Genomic DNA, 17,092 nt, shown 5'->3' on the forward strand with positions numbered 1-17,092 from the left:
TCCCGCCCGCCGTCCTACCGGCCTGGCCGGGCATCAGCACGAAGCACATCAGAGCCTCCATCAGAACCGGGACAGTTCAGACTGTCGTGCCTCTCTGCGCCGGCACCGGCGAGCTCGCCACGGCCTGCCGCCGCCTGCTCGCCGAGACCGCCGCCGACGCCGCACCGCCCGCTCCGGCGGCTCCCGGCCGGACCAAGTGGTCCGGGAAGCCGAAACGGCCCGGGCGGGAAGGGAGACGGATGAGCCTCGCCTCCTGGACGATCCTCGCCTGTGTGGTCGGCGTCGTCGCCCTGTACGCCTGCAGCACTGCGACGACAGGCACGCTCTGAGCACACGGCCGGCATCGGCGAGCCGCCACGCCCGCTGCGCATCCTTCGGGAAGGCGACTTGGCCGCCACCGTCAGCGGGTCGTGGCGCTTGGGTTGTGCACGCTTCGTGTCATAGCTGTGACGTTGGTGGAGGCGCTCTTTACAAGGGTGTTGACCTCGCAGCCATCCGCCGTCACCCGTGACACTCCAGACACAGGGGCCGCTGCACGGAGTGACCCCGGGCGGGGTCGGGCGCCTGCACTCCGGGGGAGGTTCGCGGGCGCCGACGTGCAGGGGCAGGCCGGCTCCCCCGTGGCGGGTCTGCCCCTGCTCGAAAGGCCGGCCTGGGCGCCCAACACGTGGCAGGGCGCCCAGGCCTCTTCGGCGGGCGGGGTGACAGGGCGCCGCTCTTCAGGCTCGCGGCAGCCTGCCGGTGCAGTCGCCCGGACTGGTCTGCTCGTCCCTGCGATGTGTTGCGGCCGGCGGCGGGAACCGAGTGCGGGCGTTCTCCTCCGCGGAGGCGGTCCGGCCGCAGGGATCCTTTGGTTCCGCGCGACGGACCTGCCCTCCGGCCGCGTAGAGCAGACAACGGATTCACCCACGGAGGGGGCTGCACAGTGACAGCGCGTGCACTCAAGGGGGCACTGAGGGGTGCCAGGGGTACGGCGATCGCGGCGGCGGCGATGGCCGTGCTGACCGCGTCGCAGGCGCCGAGGGCGGTCTCGGCCGAGACCGCGGAGCCCGCGCGGAGGGCGGCACCCGCCGAGCACGGCCTCAGCGTGTCCGGCGACACTCCGTACCGCACCGGTCTTCCCCCGCTGCGGACGCGGAAGAAGGGCTCGGCACAGGAAGTGGCGGGCGGCGGTGCCCTGCCCGCGAGCGTGTTCGCCGCGTACCGGCGTGCCGAGGATGAACTGGCGCGCAGCGCACCACGCTGCCGGCTGCGCTGGCAGCTGCTGGCCGCGATCGGCCAGGTGGAGTCCGGGCAGGCACGGGGCGGCCGGGTGACCCGGGACGGTACGACCGTGACGCCCGTTCTCGGCCCGCGGCTGACCGGCGGCGCCTTCGCCGTAGTGGCGGACACCGACGGCGGCGCGTACGACGGGGACGCGGTGTACGACCGCGCGGTCGGCCCGATGCAGTTCATCCCGTCCACCTGGGTCCGCTGGGGAGCGGACGGCAACGGCGACGGACGGACGGACCCGAACAACGTCTACGACGCGGCGCTCGCCGCCGGCCGCTACCTGTGCGCGGGCGGCCGGGACCTGTCGAACCCCGCCGACCTGGACCGGGCGGTCCTGGGCTACAACCACTCGGACGCCTATCTGCGCACCGTCAAGGCGTGGTACGCGTACTACCTGACCGGACACCGCGTGGTGCCGGACGCGTCCGACGGATCCCGGTCGGACCGGCCGAAGCCGTCCCGTCCGAAGAGGCCGAAGCCGTCGGACGACCGGAAGCCGGGCCCCGGTCCTTCGCGCACGCCGTCGACGTCGCCCACCTCGTCCTCCCCCAGCCCGTCCCCCAAGGTCGGCGTCCCGAAGGAGTCCGGGACGCCGCTGGTTCCCGTTCCCGAACCGACCCTCACGCTGCCCGGCGGCGGTGTGCTGCCCGACGCGGGGCCGCTGACCACTGGCAACGGCTGGAACACGATGGGTGTCTCCCCCTCCACAACTGCCACTACTCGGAGGTAATGTCGCCACCGTCGGAAGCACAGGACCGGTGGGTGAGTGCGAAGGGGCCCTCATGGCGACGGACATGCCTGCGGACAGAGCGGCCGCCGACGAGCGTTGGCAGCGCATGTGGAGCCATCGCGAGCAGCTGCTCAAGGTGGCCCGGCGGCGATCCATGAGCCAGGAGGACGCCGAGGACGCCGTTCACGAGGCGATGCTGCGGGCCGCGGAGCGCCCGTACCTCGACGACGAGCGGCTCGGCGCCTGGCTGACGACGGTGACGATGCGGCTGTGCGTCGACCGGTACCGGCAGGTCAACCGCGAGGCCGAGGTGGGCAGCCGCCCCACACTCGTCGTGCCGGGCCCGGTACCCGTCGAGGAGGCGGTGTGCGACCGGGCCGAGGCGAAGTGGCTCGCCGTGCGCAGCGGTGAGCTGCCCGCCCGGCAGGCGGAGGCGCTCCGGCTGAGGTCCGAGGACCTGGACGTGAGCCAGGTCGCGGTGCGGATGGGGCTCAGCTACCGGACCGTCGAGTCGCTGCTCGCCCGGGCCCGGCGGACGCTGCGCGCCTCGCTGGCCGGGACGCTCGGGTTGGTGCTGTTCCTGGTCGGGCGCGGGCGGCCGCGCTGGGGCGGCCATGCCCAGGCGGTCGCGGTCACCTCGACGGCGGCGACCCTGACGGTGGCGGGGTTCGTGCTGCCGTACGCGCTCGACGCGGGCGGAAACGGGAACGGTCCGGCGCCGCGGCCGGCCGTGTCCAGCGACGCGCCGGTCCTGGGCAGCGAGGCCACGGGCCGGGGCGCGCCCCCAGGACGCCGCCCACCCCCTTGTCCTCGGCGTCCGGGGCCTGGGGTCGGACGCCCTCACCCACCGGCGGAACGTCCCTGTCGGTGTCGGTGCCGTCCCTGCCGGACGTGTCCGCGTCCCCGCTCGCTGAGCTGTCGGCGCCGCAGGTCCTGCAGGTGCCCGAGGTGCCGAAGGTGCCGAGCCTGCCGACCGCCGCGCCGAGCCTGCCGACCGCCGCGCCGAGCCTGCCGACCGCCGCGCCGGGCTTGCCGACGGAGTCGGCCGCCTCGTCGGTCCCGTCGCTTCCCCCGGCTTCGGCCGTACCGGCCGCTCCGCCCTCCGTCTCCGCCCCGAAGACGCCTTCGCGCACGTTGTCACCGAAGCTGCCGTAGCGCCCCGTACACGCGTCCGTAAAAAATTCTTCGTCCGCCGCGACGGACGCCCCTCCCCTCCCCGTAGAGCAGATGTCGGAGCTGCTCCACGGGCGAAGGGTGTAACCGGATGGGTGTCGAGATCTGTGTGGAAGGGCTGACCAAGTCCTTCGGCCACCAGGTCATCTGGCAGGACGTCTCGCTGACGCTGCCCGCCGGCGAGGTCTCGGTGCTGCTCGGCCCCTCGGGGACGGGCAAGTCGGTGTTCCTCAAGACGCTCGTCGGGCTGCTCAAGCCGGACCGGGGCTCGGTGAAGGTCGCCGGGCGCGACATCACCGAGCTGCGCGAGCACGAGCTCTACGAGGTGCGGAAGCTGTTCGGGGTGCTGTTCCAGGACGGCGCGCTGTTCGGCTCGATGAATCTGTACGACAACATCGCCTTCCCGCTGCGCGAGCACACCCGCAGGTCCGAGAGCGACATCCGGCGCGTCGTGCTGGAGAAGATGGACATGGTCGGGCTGATCGGCGCCGAGGAGAAGCTGCCCGGCGAGATCAGCGGCGGCATGCGCAAGCGGGCAGGGCTGGCCCGCGCCCTGGTGCTCGACCCGGAGATCATCCTCTTCGACGAACCGGACTCGGGCCTGGACCCGGTGCGCGTCGCCTACCTCAACCAGCTGATCGTCGACCTCAACGCCCAGATCGACGCGACGTTCCTGATCGTCACGCACGACATCGCCTCGGCCCGCCAGGTCCCGGACAACATCGGGCTGCTGTTCCGGCGCGAACTGGTGCTGTTCGGGCCCCGCGAGACGCTGCTGACCAGTGACGAGCCCGTCGTACGGCAGTTCCTGCACGGCAGGATGCAGGGCCCGATCGGCATGGCGGAGGAGAAGGACGCCGCGCAGGTCGAGCAGGAGCTCGCGCAGCTCGACGACGGCGGACGCGTCCCGGAGCTCACGCCCCGCCTGCTGCCGGGACCGGACATCGGCCGCCCGCCCCGCTGGGAGGCGATCGCGCGGCGCGAGGCGGAGCTGCACCGGAAGGAGGCGGCCGGCGCATGAGCCTGTCACCCACCGGAGCGCTCCGGCACACCGGCAGTCTGTTCGCGCTGGCCCTGGACGTGCTGCGGACGCTGCCGCGACGCCCTTTCCAGGCGCGGGAGTTCATCCAGCAGGCGTGGTTCGTGGCGAGCGTCACCATCCTGCCGACGGCCCTCGTCTCCATCCCCTTCGGGGCGGTCATCGCCCTGCAGATCGGCAGCCTGACCCGGCAGTTGGGTGCGCAGTCCTTCGCTGGTGCGGCCTCGGTCCTCGCGGTGCTGCGGGAGGCCTCCCCGATCGTCACCGCGCTGCTGATCGCGGGCGCGGGCGGCACGGCGATCTGCGCGGACCTCGGGGCGCGGAAGATCCGTGAGGAGATCGACGCCATGCAGGTGCTCGGCATCGACCCGATCCACCGGCTCGTCGTGCCGCGCGTGCTCGCCTCGATGCTGGTGGCCGTGCTGCTGAACGGCCTGGTGTCGGTGGTCGGCGTGGCGGGCGGCTACTTCTTCAACGTGGTGCTGCAGAACGGCACTCCGGGCGCCTACCTGGCCTCCTTCACCACTCTCGCCCAGCTGTCCGACCTGTGGGCGGCCGAGTTGAAGGCGCTGGTGTTCGGGGCGATCGCCGGGATCGTCGCCTCGTACAAGGGGCTCACCGCCGCGGGCGGATCCAAGGGTGTGGGCGACGCCGTGAACCAGTCCGTGGTGATCACCTTCATGTTGCTGTTCGTGACCAACTTCGTGATGACCGCGGTGTACTTCCAGGTCGTCCCGCAGAGGGGTTAGCCGATGCGACGACGACTCCTCGAACGCCCGCTGCGCTCCCTGGAGGAGCTGGGCGCCCAACTGTCCTTCTACGGCCGGTCACTCGTGTGGACGGGCCGTACTCTGCGCCGCTACAAGAAGGAGGTGCTGCGGCTGCTGGCCGAGGTGAGCTTCGGCCGCGGCGCGCTGGCCGTGGTGGGCGGCACGGTCGGCGTGATCGCCTTCCTGTCGTTCTTCACCGGCACCGAGGTCGGCCTCCAGGGCTACGCGGCCCTCAACCAGCTCGGCACCTCCAACTTCGTGGCCTTCCTGTCGGCGTACTTCAACACCCGGGAGATCGCCCCGCTGGTGGCCGGGCTCGCCCTCTCGGCGACGGTCGGGGCCGGGTTCACAGCGCAGCTCGGCGCGATGCGGATCAGTGAGGAGATCGACGCGCTCGAGGTGATGGGCGTCCCCTCACTGCCGTTCCTGGTGACGACCCGGATGATCGCCGGGTTCGTCGCCGTGATCCCCCTGTACGTGGTCGGGCTGCTGTCCTCGTACCTGGCCGCGCGGACCATCACCACCGCCTACCACGGGCAGTCGACGGGCACCTACGACCACTATTTCCACCAGTACCTGCCCCCGGTCGACGTGTTCTGGTCATTCGGCAAGGTGATCGTCTTCGCGGTCCTGATCATCCTGGTGCACTGCTACTACGGCTACCACGCGAGCGGTGGCCCGGCGGGAGTCGGCGTCGCGGTGGGCCGTGGGGTGCGCACCTCGATCGTGGCGATCAACGTCCTCGACTTCTTCCTGTCCCTGGCGATCTGGGGCGCCAGCACGACCGTACGGATCGCGGGGTGAGCGTGGTGGGAGCGACGAGACTGAGGCTGTACGGCGTCGTGTTCATCGCCGTGCTCGCGCTGCTGCTGTCCCTCGCGGTGGCCGTCTACCAGCAGGCGTTCACGCCCGTCGTCCGGGTCACGTTGGAAGCTGGCCGGCTCGGCAACCAGCTCGATCCGCGCGCCGACGTCAAGCTGCGGGGGCTGCTGGTCGGCGAGGTGCGCGCGGTGCACGCGGACGGCACGAAGGCGACCCTCGACCTCGCCCTGAAGCCCGAGCACGTCGCGCACATCCCGTCGGACGTACGGGCGCGGCTGCTGCCCAAGACGCTGTTCGGCGAGAAGTACGTCGACCTGGTGGCGCCCGCCCGCTCCACCGCCCGGCCGATCCGCGCCGGGGACGTCATCACCCAGGACCGTACGACGGTCGGCATGGAGGTCCAGCAGCTGATGAACGACCTGCTGCCGCTGCTGCGCACGGTCGAGCCCGGTGAACTCAACGCCACGCTCTCCGCGTTCGCGGGCGCGCTGGAGGGCCGTGGTGACCGGATCGGTGACAACCTCACCCGGCTGGAGGCCTATCTGCGCGAACTCAATCCCCATCTGCCGTCGCTGAAGGAGGACATCTCGCGGTTCGCGGACGTGGCGGAGGTGTACGGCGACGCGGCACCGGACCTGCTGCGCGTCCTGCGCAACGCCGTCACCACCAGTCGCACCCTGGTCGAGAAGAAGGACCGCCTGGCCTCGGCGCTGCGCACCACGGCGACCGTCGCCGGGACCGGGCGGAAGTTCCTCGACGCCAACGGCGACCGGTTGATCACCCTGGGCCGGGTCTCCCGCCCCACGCTGGACCTGTTCGCCCGCTACTCCCCCCAGTACCCGTGCCTGCTGGCCGGGCTGGTGCGGCAGAACAAGGCGGCGGAGGAGACCTTCCGGGGCGGCAGGATGCGGATCACCCTGGAGGTGGTCCGTGCCCGGCCGGCGTACGAGCCCGGCGAGGAACCCGTCTACGGCGAGCGGTCCGGCCCGAACTGCCACGGCATGCCCCGTCCGCAGGTGCCCGCACCGCACATCGACCTCGACGACGGCGCGAGATCGGCCGCTCCGGGCGGATCGGGCGGTCCGTCGCCGGTGTCCGCCACCGCGGCCGAGCAGCGGGCGGTCGGCTCGCTCGTCGCGCCCGTGCTGGGCGTGCCGGCGGACGAGGTCCCGCCCGTGACGACGCTGCTCTTCGGCCCGCTCGCCCGGGGAACGGCGGTGAGCGTCGCATGAGCACGTCCAAGGCCCGGCAGACCGTGGCTCCGCTGGTCAAGTTCAGCCTGTTCGCCCTGGTGACGATCCTGGCGACGGCCCTGCTCGCCGCCACCATCGTCAACATCTCCTTCGAGCCGAAGCACTCCTACCGGGCGGTGTTCAGCGATGTCACCGGCCTGGAGGAGGGCGACGACATCCGGGTCGCCGGGGTGCGGGTCGGCGAGGTCGAGGACATCCGGATCAAGGACCGGACCCGCGCCGAGATCACCTTCAGCGTCCGCGCCGACCGGCCGCTGCTGACCACGACCGGCGCGGTGGTGCGCTACCGGAACCTGGTCGGCCGGCGGTACGTCGCGCTCACCGAGGGCTCGGGCGACGGCACCCGGCTGCGGCCGGGCGGCACCATCCCGCTGTCCCGGACACAGCCCGCACTGGACCTCAACGTGCTGCTGAACGGCTTCAAGCCGCTGTTCGCCGCGCTCAGCCCGGAGGACGTCAACCAGCTCGCCACCGAGGTCATCAAGACCCTGCAGGGCGAGGGCGGCACGGTGAACAGCCTGCTCGCGCACACCGCGTCGCTCACCACGACGCTCGCCGGCCGCGACGAGCTGATCGGCTCGGTCATCACCAACCTCAACTCGGTGCTCACCACGCTCGACCGGCGCAGCGGCCGGTTCTCCGGCCTGCTCAAACAGTTGCGGCGGGTGATATCCGGGCTGTCCGCCGACCGCAAGCCGCTCGGCAAGTCGCTGGTGAGCATCGGTGACCTCGCGGATGCCACCTCGGGGCTGCTGAAGGACGCCCGGCCGCCGCTGAAGGACGACATCGCCGAGCTGAACGAGCTCACCGGAAACCTGAACGAGAACGAGAAGACCGTGGAGGGCGTGCTGAAGCGGCTGCCGAACAAGCTCAACGAGCTGACCGGGACGGCGTCCTACGGCTCGTGGTTCAACTTCTACCTGTGCGACTTCGACGGCCGGGTCGTGCTGCCGGGCAGCGACGAGGTGCTCACTCCGCGGCTGCACGTGGCACGGGCGAGGTGCGGGGAATGAGCATACGTTTCCTCCCGCGCCGGAAGGGCGGGCCGGAGCCGTCGGCGAAGACGCGGATCAGGCCGCCGCGACTGCCGAGGCTGCGGCGCCGCAAGGGGCGCGGGCCCCGGATGAAGCCGTTCCGGGAGCGCAGTCCGCTGGTCGTCGGCGCCGTCGGACTGACCGTCCTCGCGCTGCTGACCGTCGCCGCCTTCAACGCCGACGACCTGCCGCTGATCGGTGGCGGCACGCGCTACAGCGCGGCCTTCTCGGAGGCGGGCGGGCTGAAGCCCGGGGACGAAGTGCGGATCGCCGGGGTGAAGGTCGGCAAGGTGGAGACCGTCGACCTGGACGGCGACCACGTCAAGGTGATGTTCAAGCTGCGCGGCGAACCGGAGTTCGGCCGGGAGACCGGCGCGTCGATCCGGGTGGAGACCATCCTCGGCGCCAAGTACCTCGCCCTGCACCCCGAGGGCCCCGGGCAGCTCCCGGCGGGCAGCGAGATCCCGCTGCGGCGGACGGTCCCGGCCTACGACGTGGTGGAGGCGTTCAGTGATCTGACGACCACGACGGAGGAGGTCGACACCCAGCGGCTGGCGAAGGCGCTGGACACCCTCTCGGACACCTTCCAGGACTCGCCCGAAGAGGTGCGTGCCTCCGTCAAGGGCCTGTCGAAGATCTCCCGGACGGTCGCCTCGCGGGACAAGGAACTCGGTGAACTCCTCGACCGGGCGAACGGCGTCAGCGGCGTGCTGGCCGAACGCTCCGGCGACTTCAGCGCCATGGTCAAGGACGGCAACGAGCTGTTCAAGGAGATCAGCAAGCGCCGCAAGGCGATCCACAAGCTGCTGACGTCCTCCGCCGAGCTCGGTGTCGAACTGTCCGGGTTGGTCGAGGACAACCGCAAGGAGATCGGCCCCGCGCTGAGGAACCTGAACACGTTCGTGAAGATGCTGGAACGCAACCAGAAGAGCCTCGACCGCAGCGTGGAACTGCTCGCCCCCTACGTCCGGGTCTTCTCCAACACCCTCGGCAACGGCCGCTGGTTCGACAGCTACATCCAGAACCTGGTAGCGGCACCCGTGGTGCCCAGGACGGGAGGCACCCCGTGAGGAAACGCATCGCGCTGGTCACCGCCCTGGCCCTGGTCGCCGCGCTCACCTACGTGCTGTGGCCGCGCCCCGGGACGGTGCGCGTCACGGCGTACTTCCCGCGCACCGTCGGCATCTACCCCGGTTCCGACGTCCGGGTCCTGGGCGTCCGGATCGGCGAGGTCAAGGAGATCGTGCCCGAGGGCGGCCGGGTCCGGGTGGAGCTGGAGTACGAGGAGGGCCGCCGGGTTCCGGCGGACGCCCGGGCCGCGATCATCAACTCCTCGGTGGTCAGCGACCGTTACGTGCAACTGCTGCCGGTGTACCGGAAGGGACCGGCGCTGCGGAACGGCGATGTCATCCCCGAGTCGCGCACGGCCGTCCCCGTCGAGCTCGACCGGGTCTTCGACAGCCTGCACACCACGGCCGAGGCGCTCGGACCGGAGGGGGCCAACAAGGACGGCTCGCTGTCCCGTCTGCTCGGGGTGAGCGCCGACAACCTCGAGGGTCAGGGCGGGAATCTGCACGGCATGGTGAAGGACCTCTCGGCGGCGGCCGGCACGCTGTCCGACCACCGGGGCGATCTGTTCGGCACCGTGCGCAACCTCCAGGTGTTCACCGCCGCGCTGGCCGCCGACGACAAGGAGGTGCGGGCGTTCAACACCAGCCTCGCCGAGGTCGCGGAGCAGCTCGCCGGGGAGCGCGAGGACCTGGCGGCGGCGCTCAAGAACCTCGGTACGGCCCTCGGTGACGTGTCCGACTTCGTCAAGAAGAACAAGAAGTCCCTGACGTCGAACGTGAAAGGGCTGAGCAAGGTGACCAAAGTGCTGGTCACCCAGCGGGCCGCCCTGGAGGAACTCCTGGAGGTCGCCCCGACCGGCCTGTCCAATCTGCAGAACGCCTACAACGCGTCGTCCGGCACCCTCGACACCCGCAACAACCCCGACCACCCGCAGGACCCGGCCGCCCTGCTGTGCTCCCTGCTGCGCACGACCGGGGACGAGGGCGGTGGGAACCCCGACTGCCGGGAGCTGAAGCGGCTCTTCGACTCCCTGCCCGAACCGCCTCGGGCACCGGCCGCGCCCGGCTCGGTCGACCGCACCCTCGGCGGCATCCTGGAGGCCGGCGCATGAGCGCACGACGCACGAACGGGCGCCGCGGGACCGGCGCGTTCGCCTGGGCGGCGGCGGGCAGTCTGCTGTTGTCCGGCTGCGAGTTCAACGGCTGGTACGACGTGCCGCTGCCCGGCGGGGCCGCCGCCGACGGCGCCGCCTTCCATGTCACCGTCGAGTTCCGGGATGTGCTGGACCTGGTGCCGCAGTCCGCCGTGAAGGTCAATGACGTGACCGTGGGCGCGGTGGAGAAGGTCGAACTGGACGGCTGGCACGCCCGGGTGCGGCTGCGGGTCGCGGACTCGGTGAAGCTGCCCGCCAACGCGGTCGCCGAGCTGCGGCAGACCAGCATGCTCGGCGAGAAGTACGTGGCGCTGTCCGCGCCCGCCGGCGCCGCCCCCGTTGGACGTCTCGCCGACGGGGACCGCATTCCGCTGTCCCGCAGCGGCCGCAACCCGGAGATCGAGGAGGTGCTGTCCGCGCTGTCCGCGTTGCTGAACGGCGGCGGGGTGGCGCAGCTGAAGACGATCACCATCGAGCTGAACAAGGCGCTGGGGGGCCGCGAGAACCGGGTCAAGTCCCTGCTGAAGGAACTCGACACGTTCCTCGGGGGCCTGGACGGACAGCGCAAGGAGATCGTCCGCGCGCTCAAGGGCATCGACCGGCTGGCCAAACGGCTCGGCAAGGAGAAGAAGACCATCGCCGAGGCGGTCGACACCATGCCGCCGGCACTGAAGGTCCTCGCCGACCAGCGCCGCGACCTGACGAAGATGCTCACGGCCCTGTCGAAGCTCGGCACGACGGGCACACGGGTGGTCAACGCCTCCCACGACGACACCGTCGCCAATCTGAAGCGGCTCCGTCCGATCCTCCAGCAGTTGAACAAGGCGGGCGACGACCTGCCCAACTCCCTCGAACTGCTGACCACGTACCCGTTCCCGCGCAACGCCGCGGACGCCGTCAAGGGCGACTACGTCAACCTTCAGATCACCGCCGACCTCGACCTGTCGAGCATCTACGGCAACCTCACCGACGAGCCCGGTGAGGACGGGGGCGGGCCGCGGCCGCCCGGCACGCCGGACGCTCCCGAGCTGCCGGACCTGCCGGACCTGCCGGACCTGCCCGACGTACCGGAGGTGCCGGACGTTCCGCTGCCCGAGCCGTCCGTCCCCGGTCTGCCCGACGCGCCCACCGCGCCGGCGCCGCCCCGGGAGGGCGGCCCGCTGTGCCCGCCGGTGTGCACCGCCGGCTTCGGCGGCGGGGACTCCCGCCGTCTCCCGCCGGGGACCGACCTGGCGCTGGCCGAGCTGATGCTGAAGGGGATGCTGCCGTGATCACCAGGACGGTCAGGGCCCAGCTGCTCGCGTTCGCCACCGTCACCGCGGTCGGAGTGTCGTACGTGGGCACCGAGTACACGGGGCTCGCGGACGCCCTCCTCGACCGGGGGTACACCGTCCGGGCCCAATTCGCGGGCTCCGGCGGGATCTTCTCGGGCGCCGAGGTCACCTACCGGGGTGTGCCGGTGGGCCGGGTGGGCCCGCTGCGGCTGACCGGCGACGGGGTGTCGGTGACGCTGGAGATCGACGACGGGGCGCCGCGCATCCCCGCCGGCACACTGGCCGTGGTGGCGAACCGCTCGGCGGTCGGCGAGCAGTACGTCGACCTCCAGCCCCGCCGCGACGGCGGGCCGTATCTGCTCGACGGCGCCACGATCCCGCGCGAGCGCACCCGGGTGCCGCTGCCCACCACGGACCTGGTGGGCAGTCTCGACCGGCTGGTGAACTCGGTCGGCAAGGACGATCTGCGCACCACCGTCGACGAGTTGGGCGAGGCGTTCGCCGGCACCGGACCGCACCTGGGAAAGCTGGCCGACTCGGGCAACGCGCTCGTCGAGTCGGCGTCCGACGCCCTGCCGGAGACGGTCGCGCTGATCGAGGACTCGCGCACGGTGCTCAAGACACAGGCCGACCAGGGCTCGGCCATCAAGGCGTTCTCCCGCGACCTGGCGGCGCTGACGGAGCAGCTCAAGTCGAGCGACGGGGATCTGCGCCGGCTGATCGGGAACGCGACCCCGGCCGCCGTCGAGATCAACTCGCTGCTGAAGTCGACCGAGTCGAGCGTGCCGGTGCTGCTCGCCAACCTCATCAGCGGTGGCCGGGTCACCGTGGCGCGGCTGCCCGGTGTGGAGCAGGCGCTGGTGACGTTCCCCCTGGTGGTGGCGGGCAGTTACACGGTCATTCCCGGCGACGGCACCACCCACTTCGGGATGGTCGTGGGCGCCGACGACCCGCCGCCGTGCACCCGGGGGTACGACACCCGGCGGCGCGACCCCGCCGACACGAGCACGCGTGAGGCGAACACCGGCGCCCGCTGTGCCGAGCCGCGCGGCAGTGAGACCTCGGTGCGCGGTGCGCAGAACGCCCCCGGCCCGGCGTCCCGTCCGGGCGGCACGGAGCCGGCGGCGCACGTCGCCCCGTACGACCCGGCGACCGGCATCGCGACCGGATCGGACGGCAAGACGGTTGAGATCGGCTCGACCGGCGGTGAACAGAGCATGTTCGGAAAGGAGTCGTGGCAATGGCTGCTCGTCGGACCGATGGCACGAGCGTGAGCGGGCGGATACGCGCGGGGGCGCGACGCCTCGCGCGGGCGGGGCGTTCCAGGGCGGTGGCGGCGGGGCTGGTCGTGGCGACCGTACTGACCACGGGGTCGGCGCTCTGGCTCGCCTTCGAGGTGCTGGGACAGCGGGAGGCCGAGCAGCGGCGCCAGGACGTGCGGGCCGCGGCCCGCCAGTCGGCGCTGAACTTCACCTCGCTCGACTACCGGCACTACGAACGGGACAGCGCCAACGTGCTCAGGGGCGCCACGGGCGACTTCCGCGAGGAGTTCGCCGCGCAGACGGAGGAGCTGACGAAGCTGGTCGAGCAGAACAAGTCCGTGTCCGAGGGGCAGGTCCTCGAAGCGGGCATCGTGCGGTCCGACGCGCGCTCGGCCCGGGTGCTGGTGGTCGCCGACAGCAAGGTGACCAACACCGCCGTGCCCAAGGGCGAGGCGCGCACCTACCGGCTGCAACTCGACCTGGTGCGCCGGGACGGGCGCTGGCTGACCTCCGACGTCGAGTTCGTCGGCTGACCCGCGACACCGAGGAGCAGGACCATGAGCAACCCGCCCACCCGAGCGCGCGGCGCCGGCGCCCCGGCCCGCCGCACCCTTGCCGCCGCCGCCCGCGCGGCGGCCAGACGCACCGAGCGCACGGCACGTCCGCGGCGGACGGAACCGGCCGGGGACGAGGCACGCGCCGATGTCCCGCCGCTGGAGCGGATCTCCGGGCGCACCCTGGTGATCGAGCCTCCCGACGGCTGGGACGACCCGCCCGAGCCGTTGTCGGATTCCCCCGAGGACGACCTCGAGCCGGCCGGGGAAGCCGGGGAAGCCGGGGAACGGCCGAAGAAGGGGGCGCGGTCGCGGCGGGGGCTGTACGGCGCGCTCCTGGCGCTGGTTCTCGTCGTCGGCCTGGTCGCGGTGGCCGTGCTCGGCCTGCAGTACCGCGATGCCCGGCGGGCCGACGCGGCGCGGGACGAGGCGCTGGCCGCCGCGCGGAAGGCGGCGCCGGTGGTGCTGTCGTACGACCACCGTCATCTGGAGCGGGACTTCTCCCGCGCCCTCGCCCACCTGACCGGGGACTTCCGTGAGGAGTACCGCAGAACCACGAAGACCGTGGTCGCCCCGACCGCGGCGAAGTACCGGGGGGTGGTGAAGGCGACGGTCGTGGAGCCGCCCGGCGGCGGGGCTCCCGCGGCCTCTGTCGTGTCCGCCGCGCCGGACCGGGTCGTGGTGCTGCTCTTCGTCAACCAGGTCACGGTGAGCACCCAGGTCACCGGGCCACGCCTGGATCTGAACCGGGTCCGGATGACGCTCAGTCGCACCTCGCAGGGGTGGAAGGTGAGCGGCGTCGACGCCCTCTGACCAGGCCTCCGTAACTGCCCTCGGGCAGTCGCGCGGGGGCACTTTTTCGTGGGGAATGGGGTGCGGGCCGAATGGCATGCTGCTGCTCGGGGCGGTGCCGGCAGTGGTCACCGGCGCCCGCGGTTGTGTGCTGCCACGTGACCCATGGGCGGCGGCCGGCCGTTCGGCGCGTGCACGGTCACGAGCGTAGGTGGGCCAGCAGTTCGTCCCCGACGGGGTATGCCCGCTCCACTCGGCAGGCACGCGTTGCGCATCGCCCCCTCGAAGTCGTCGCGCGCGATCTCGGCAGCAAGACGACAGCAAGAACGGTCTCCTGCCCTGCCTTCGTGCCAGCCGCAGCGGTACATCATCCACAGGAATGACGGCTTGATCCACTTCAAGCCTTGTTGAACGGTCCTTTCTGGCCCGGTGCACTCCGTGCGCACTGTCCAGGCCGTTTCGAAAAGAGTTCGGTTTCTCGCGACGGACGCCGCCGGCCTCCCTGTAGAGCAGACGAAGGCATCACCCGTACCGCCACACACCACCACCTTTCGTCCGACTCGCGAATCCACGAGGTACCTGTGGCTCTCCGCTCCGCACTCCGTCTTCATCACCACCCACGTTCGCGGGGGTGTCCCTCCACCACCGAGGAGAACGACAACCACCTGTTGCTACGCCCTCCAGGACAAGGGCTGGGTCCACGGCCCGGGCCAGGAGCCGCGGAAGGTGTACATCGTCAAGGCGAACGCCGACACCATGGCCGTGAAGAAGGGCAGTACCTGCTGCTCCGGTCCGGCGTCCGCGGTCGACTGCTGACCCGCCCATGCCCCATCTGCACATCGGCGAGACCGCGGCCGGAACGGGGGACCGGTCGCGGCCCCGCGCCGCAGCTTGAACGCCCGGCTGCCGGTCCGCGCCACAACCCGGTGCGCGTTCGTGCTGCCGAGTTCAGTCGAGCTCGCCGACGATGCCGAGTACCAGCGCCAGGCGCCGCTTGGGTACCGAGCCGAACTTCCGGCGGACGTTCATGATGTAGTTGCGCGCGGTGCCGACTGTGATGCCCAGATGGTCGGCGATCTCCACCGCGGTGAGCCCTTGGGCCGCGAGCAGTGCGACGTCGCGCTCACGTGGGGTGAGCCCGGCGTTCACATGGTGGCGCTGGTTTTCCGGTACATGCAGCAGGCCGCGGTGCAGTGAGCGGTTACGGGCGAGAGCGGCGAGTGATCTGTCGGCTCCCGCCGTGGTGAGGAGCTCGGCGGCGCGGTCGCGGGCGCGGGCCCGTTCGGCCGGAGAGGGGGCCACCTTCGCGGCTGTGTGGTAGGCGCGGCCTGCGGTGATCGGCTCGCCCATCTCGGCGAGGGCGTCCGCGCCCTCGATCAGAGATGCCCAGCCCCGCTTGCCCGCGAGGTGTCCCTCGACGATCGAACGGATCGCGGCGGCGCGCGGATACGGCGACCAGAGCCGGGACATGGCGGCGGCCTCGTCCCGCGCCGCGGCGGGTGCGATTTCGGTCAGCGCGAGCAGGGCGTCCTCCCAGCCGAAGTGGTGCTCGGCCTCGCGCGCCTTCCGCAGGATCCGGGGCAGCCCGCGCGCCGGCCGCGGCTCGCGGCGCGCATGGCGTGTGTACGCGAGGGTCGCCGCCGCGCTCGCCCCGCACGGGGGCGAGGTCGCGTACGCGACCGTGACGACCGCCTCGAGGTCGTCGTGCTGGAGGCGGCGGGCGGTCTCGAACGTCACCGCGGCGGCGACGGCCGCGCCGAGTTCCCGTATGCCCGGTGCGGCGCCTGCCATCGCGACGGCGGCCTGCTCTCTCGCGGCGTCCAGGTGTCCCGTACGGTGCCGTACGAGCGCCTCGATCGCGGCGAACTTGTTGACCCAGGGGCCCCGGCCCACCACCCGCCCGCGTGCGACGGCCTCCAGGGCGGTCGGGTAGTCGCCGACGTACGCGGAGGTCAGCGCCCAGTTCAGATAGTTCAGCGCGGCGATCTCCCCGGTGACCGCGTCGAGGTCGGCCGGCAGCAGTGAGGCGGCCTGTTGCCAGCGCTTGGGTGCGCGTTTGCTTCCCTGGTAGGTCTCGACGGCGGCCAGCATCCCGGCGGCGAGGGCGATGATCCACGGTTCGCCGGACTGCTGAGCCAGTGTCAGGCCCCGGCGGGCGAGCTGCCGCCGGTAGGAGGGGCTGAGGCCGGCGTCGGAGGGGAAGGACATCCGGCTCAGGGCGAGGGCCTGCCCCTCGATGTTTCCTGCCGCGGTGAACTCGAAGAGGGCCTGGGCGCCGTACTCGGTTATCGCCTTTCCCCAGGCGGCGCGTGCCTGTGCGAGGAGCACGGCACCGCGTGCGCGGGGGGTGTGGCACGCGGCGGCCAGGTCGTCGAGGAGCGTCCAGGGGGCGGGGCCGGGTGCTCCCCAGCGGGTGAGCATGGAGACCATCTCGGCCAGGGCGATCCGGTCGTCGTCGGCGAGCGGCGGCAGCGACACCAGGGACCAGTGCAGCGCTTCGAAACCGAGGTCGGCCCGGCCGCGGAGCGCGGCCAATTCGGCGTGCCGTACGTGTTCCTGGACGGCGGCCGACACGTTCTCGGCGAAGGACGCATGGGGCTGGCCCGGAAGGAGCGGGGGCCGGGCACCGGACACGTTGTCGCTCATGGTGCGAGCAAGAATAGGTGCAGTTCTTGGATTGTCCAGGGGGCGGAATCGAAGCTTTCATTTCCGTCGACGGGACCGCGGCCGTCGCCTCTCTTCCAGCCGAGGACTGCCCATGCACGCATCCCGCAAGTTGGTTGTGTCCGTGCTCACCGCCGCGCTGATGGCGACACCAACGGTCGCCGGCGCCGCGACCGATGACCAGCCGTCCGGCCCGGCGCCGGCCGTCGCCGGTGACATCCCGCGCGAG

At 71.8% G+C, this 17,092-nt stretch carries 17 protein-coding genes and 2 pseudogenes; 16 read left to right on the top strand and 3 right to left on the bottom strand.

The window, feature by feature from the left end:
• Window positions 1–86: 86 nt before the first annotated feature.
• The 3 genes and pseudogenes from WJ438_RS23675 to WJ438_RS23685 all read left to right on the top strand — a co-directional run.
• Complete coding sequence (locus WJ438_RS23675; protein WP_406727014.1) at window positions 87–329, top strand: hypothetical protein; 243 nt, start codon at window positions 87–89, stop codon at window positions 327–329.
• 662 nt (window positions 330–991) lie between these two features.
• Window positions 992–2,002 carry a lytic transglycosylase domain-containing protein gene (locus WJ438_RS23680; RefSeq protein WP_406729788.1) on the top strand — a complete coding sequence of 337 codons (1,011 nt, stop codon included), beginning with the start codon at window positions 992–994 and terminating at the stop codon, window positions 2,000–2,002.
• A gap of 154 nt (window positions 2,003–2,156) precedes the next feature.
• Window positions 2,157–2,489, top strand: a pseudogene (locus tag WJ438_RS23685) (RNA polymerase sigma factor); the annotation flags it as partial.
• An 8-nt stretch (window positions 2,490–2,497) separates the two neighbouring features.
• Here the strand turns inward: WJ438_RS23685 and WJ438_RS23690 are convergent.
• Window positions 2,498–2,770, bottom strand: coding sequence for a hypothetical protein (locus WJ438_RS23690; RefSeq protein WP_406729982.1), 273 nt, complete (start codon window positions 2,768–2,770; stop codon window positions 2,498–2,500).
• A gap of 99 nt (window positions 2,771–2,869) precedes the next feature.
• On the opposite strand from WJ438_RS23690, the gene WJ438_RS23695 reads away from it, so the two are divergent.
• The 12 genes from WJ438_RS23695 (at window position 2,870) to WJ438_RS23750 (ending at window position 14,220) form a co-directional block, all read left to right on the top strand.
• Complete coding sequence (locus WJ438_RS23695) at window positions 2,870–3,157, top strand: hypothetical protein (protein WP_406729983.1); 288 nt, start codon at window positions 2,870–2,872, stop codon at window positions 3,155–3,157.
• 109 nt (window positions 3,158–3,266) lie between these two features.
• Window positions 3,267–4,196, top strand: coding sequence for an ABC transporter ATP-binding protein (locus WJ438_RS23700; protein WP_406727015.1), 930 nt, complete (start codon window positions 3,267–3,269; stop codon window positions 4,194–4,196).
• Window positions 4,193–4,963, top strand: a complete 771-nt coding sequence (locus WJ438_RS23705; protein WP_406727016.1) for an MlaE family ABC transporter permease — start codon at window positions 4,193–4,195, stop codon at window positions 4,961–4,963. Before WJ438_RS23700 ends, WJ438_RS23705 begins: the two co-directional genes overlap by 4 nt.
• 3 nt (window positions 4,964–4,966) lie before the next feature.
• Window positions 4,967–5,788, top strand: coding sequence for an MlaE family ABC transporter permease (locus tag WJ438_RS23710; RefSeq protein ID WP_406727017.1), 822 nt, complete (start codon window positions 4,967–4,969; stop codon window positions 5,786–5,788).
• A gap of 5 nt (window positions 5,789–5,793) precedes the next feature.
• Window positions 5,794–7,038: an MCE family protein gene (locus WJ438_RS23715; RefSeq protein WP_406727018.1), complete on the top strand. Its 1,245-nt coding sequence runs from the start codon at window positions 5,794–5,796 to the stop codon at window positions 7,036–7,038.
• Window positions 7,035–8,072, top strand: coding sequence for an MCE family protein (locus WJ438_RS23720; protein ID WP_406727019.1), 1,038 nt, complete (start codon window positions 7,035–7,037; stop codon window positions 8,070–8,072). Before WJ438_RS23715 ends, WJ438_RS23720 begins: the two co-directional genes overlap by 4 nt.
• A 110-nt stretch (window positions 8,073–8,182) precedes the next feature.
• On the top strand, window positions 8,183–9,163 hold the full coding sequence (locus WJ438_RS23725) for an MCE family protein (RefSeq protein WP_406729789.1): 981 nt from the start codon (window positions 8,183–8,185) through the stop codon (window positions 9,161–9,163).
• A gap of 8 nt (window positions 9,164–9,171) precedes the next feature.
• Window positions 9,172–10,275, top strand: a complete 1,104-nt coding sequence (locus WJ438_RS23730) for an MCE family protein (protein ID WP_406729790.1) — start codon at window positions 9,172–9,174, stop codon at window positions 10,273–10,275.
• Complete coding sequence (locus WJ438_RS23735; protein WP_406727020.1) at window positions 10,272–11,588, top strand: MCE family protein; 1,317 nt, start codon at window positions 10,272–10,274, stop codon at window positions 11,586–11,588. Before WJ438_RS23730 ends, WJ438_RS23735 begins: the two co-directional genes overlap by 4 nt.
• Window positions 11,585–12,865: an MCE family protein gene (locus WJ438_RS23740; RefSeq protein WP_406727021.1), complete on the top strand. Its 1,281-nt coding sequence runs from the start codon at window positions 11,585–11,587 to the stop codon at window positions 12,863–12,865. Before WJ438_RS23735 ends, WJ438_RS23740 begins: the two co-directional genes overlap by 4 nt.
• On the top strand, window positions 12,862–13,386 hold the full coding sequence (locus tag WJ438_RS23745; RefSeq protein WP_406727022.1) for a hypothetical protein: 525 nt from the start codon (window positions 12,862–12,864) through the stop codon (window positions 13,384–13,386). Before WJ438_RS23740 ends, WJ438_RS23745 begins: the two co-directional genes overlap by 4 nt.
• A 24-nt stretch (window positions 13,387–13,410) precedes the next feature.
• Entirely contained in the window at window positions 13,411–14,220 is an 810-nt protein-coding gene (locus tag WJ438_RS23750) for a hypothetical protein (RefSeq protein WP_406727023.1), read from the top strand.
• A gap of 107 nt (window positions 14,221–14,327) precedes the next feature.
• On the opposite strand, the gene WJ438_RS23755 is transcribed toward WJ438_RS23750, so the two are convergent.
• Window positions 14,328–14,810 carry a DUF4291 family protein gene (locus tag WJ438_RS23755; protein ID WP_406727024.1) on the bottom strand — a complete coding sequence of 161 codons (483 nt, stop codon included), beginning with the start codon at window positions 14,808–14,810 and terminating at the stop codon, window positions 14,328–14,330.
• A 27-nt stretch (window positions 14,811–14,837) separates the two neighbouring features.
• On the opposite strand from WJ438_RS23755, the pseudogene WJ438_RS23760 reads away from it, so the two are divergent.
• Window positions 14,838–15,015 (top strand): annotated as a pseudogene (locus WJ438_RS23760) (glyoxalase/bleomycin resistance/dioxygenase family protein); the annotation flags it as partial.
• Between the two features lie 132 nt (window positions 15,016–15,147).
• Here the strand turns inward: WJ438_RS23760 and WJ438_RS23765 are convergent.
• Window positions 15,148–16,845, bottom strand: a complete 1,698-nt coding sequence (locus WJ438_RS23765) for a LuxR C-terminal-related transcriptional regulator (RefSeq protein ID WP_406727025.1) — start codon at window positions 16,843–16,845, stop codon at window positions 15,148–15,150.
• Window positions 16,846–17,092: the final 247 nt, after the last annotated feature.

The organism is Streptomyces sp. GD-15H (genome assembly GCF_045291515.1).
In the GTDB taxonomy this organism is placed as follows: domain Bacteria; phylum Actinomycetota; class Actinomycetes; order Streptomycetales; family Streptomycetaceae; genus Streptomyces.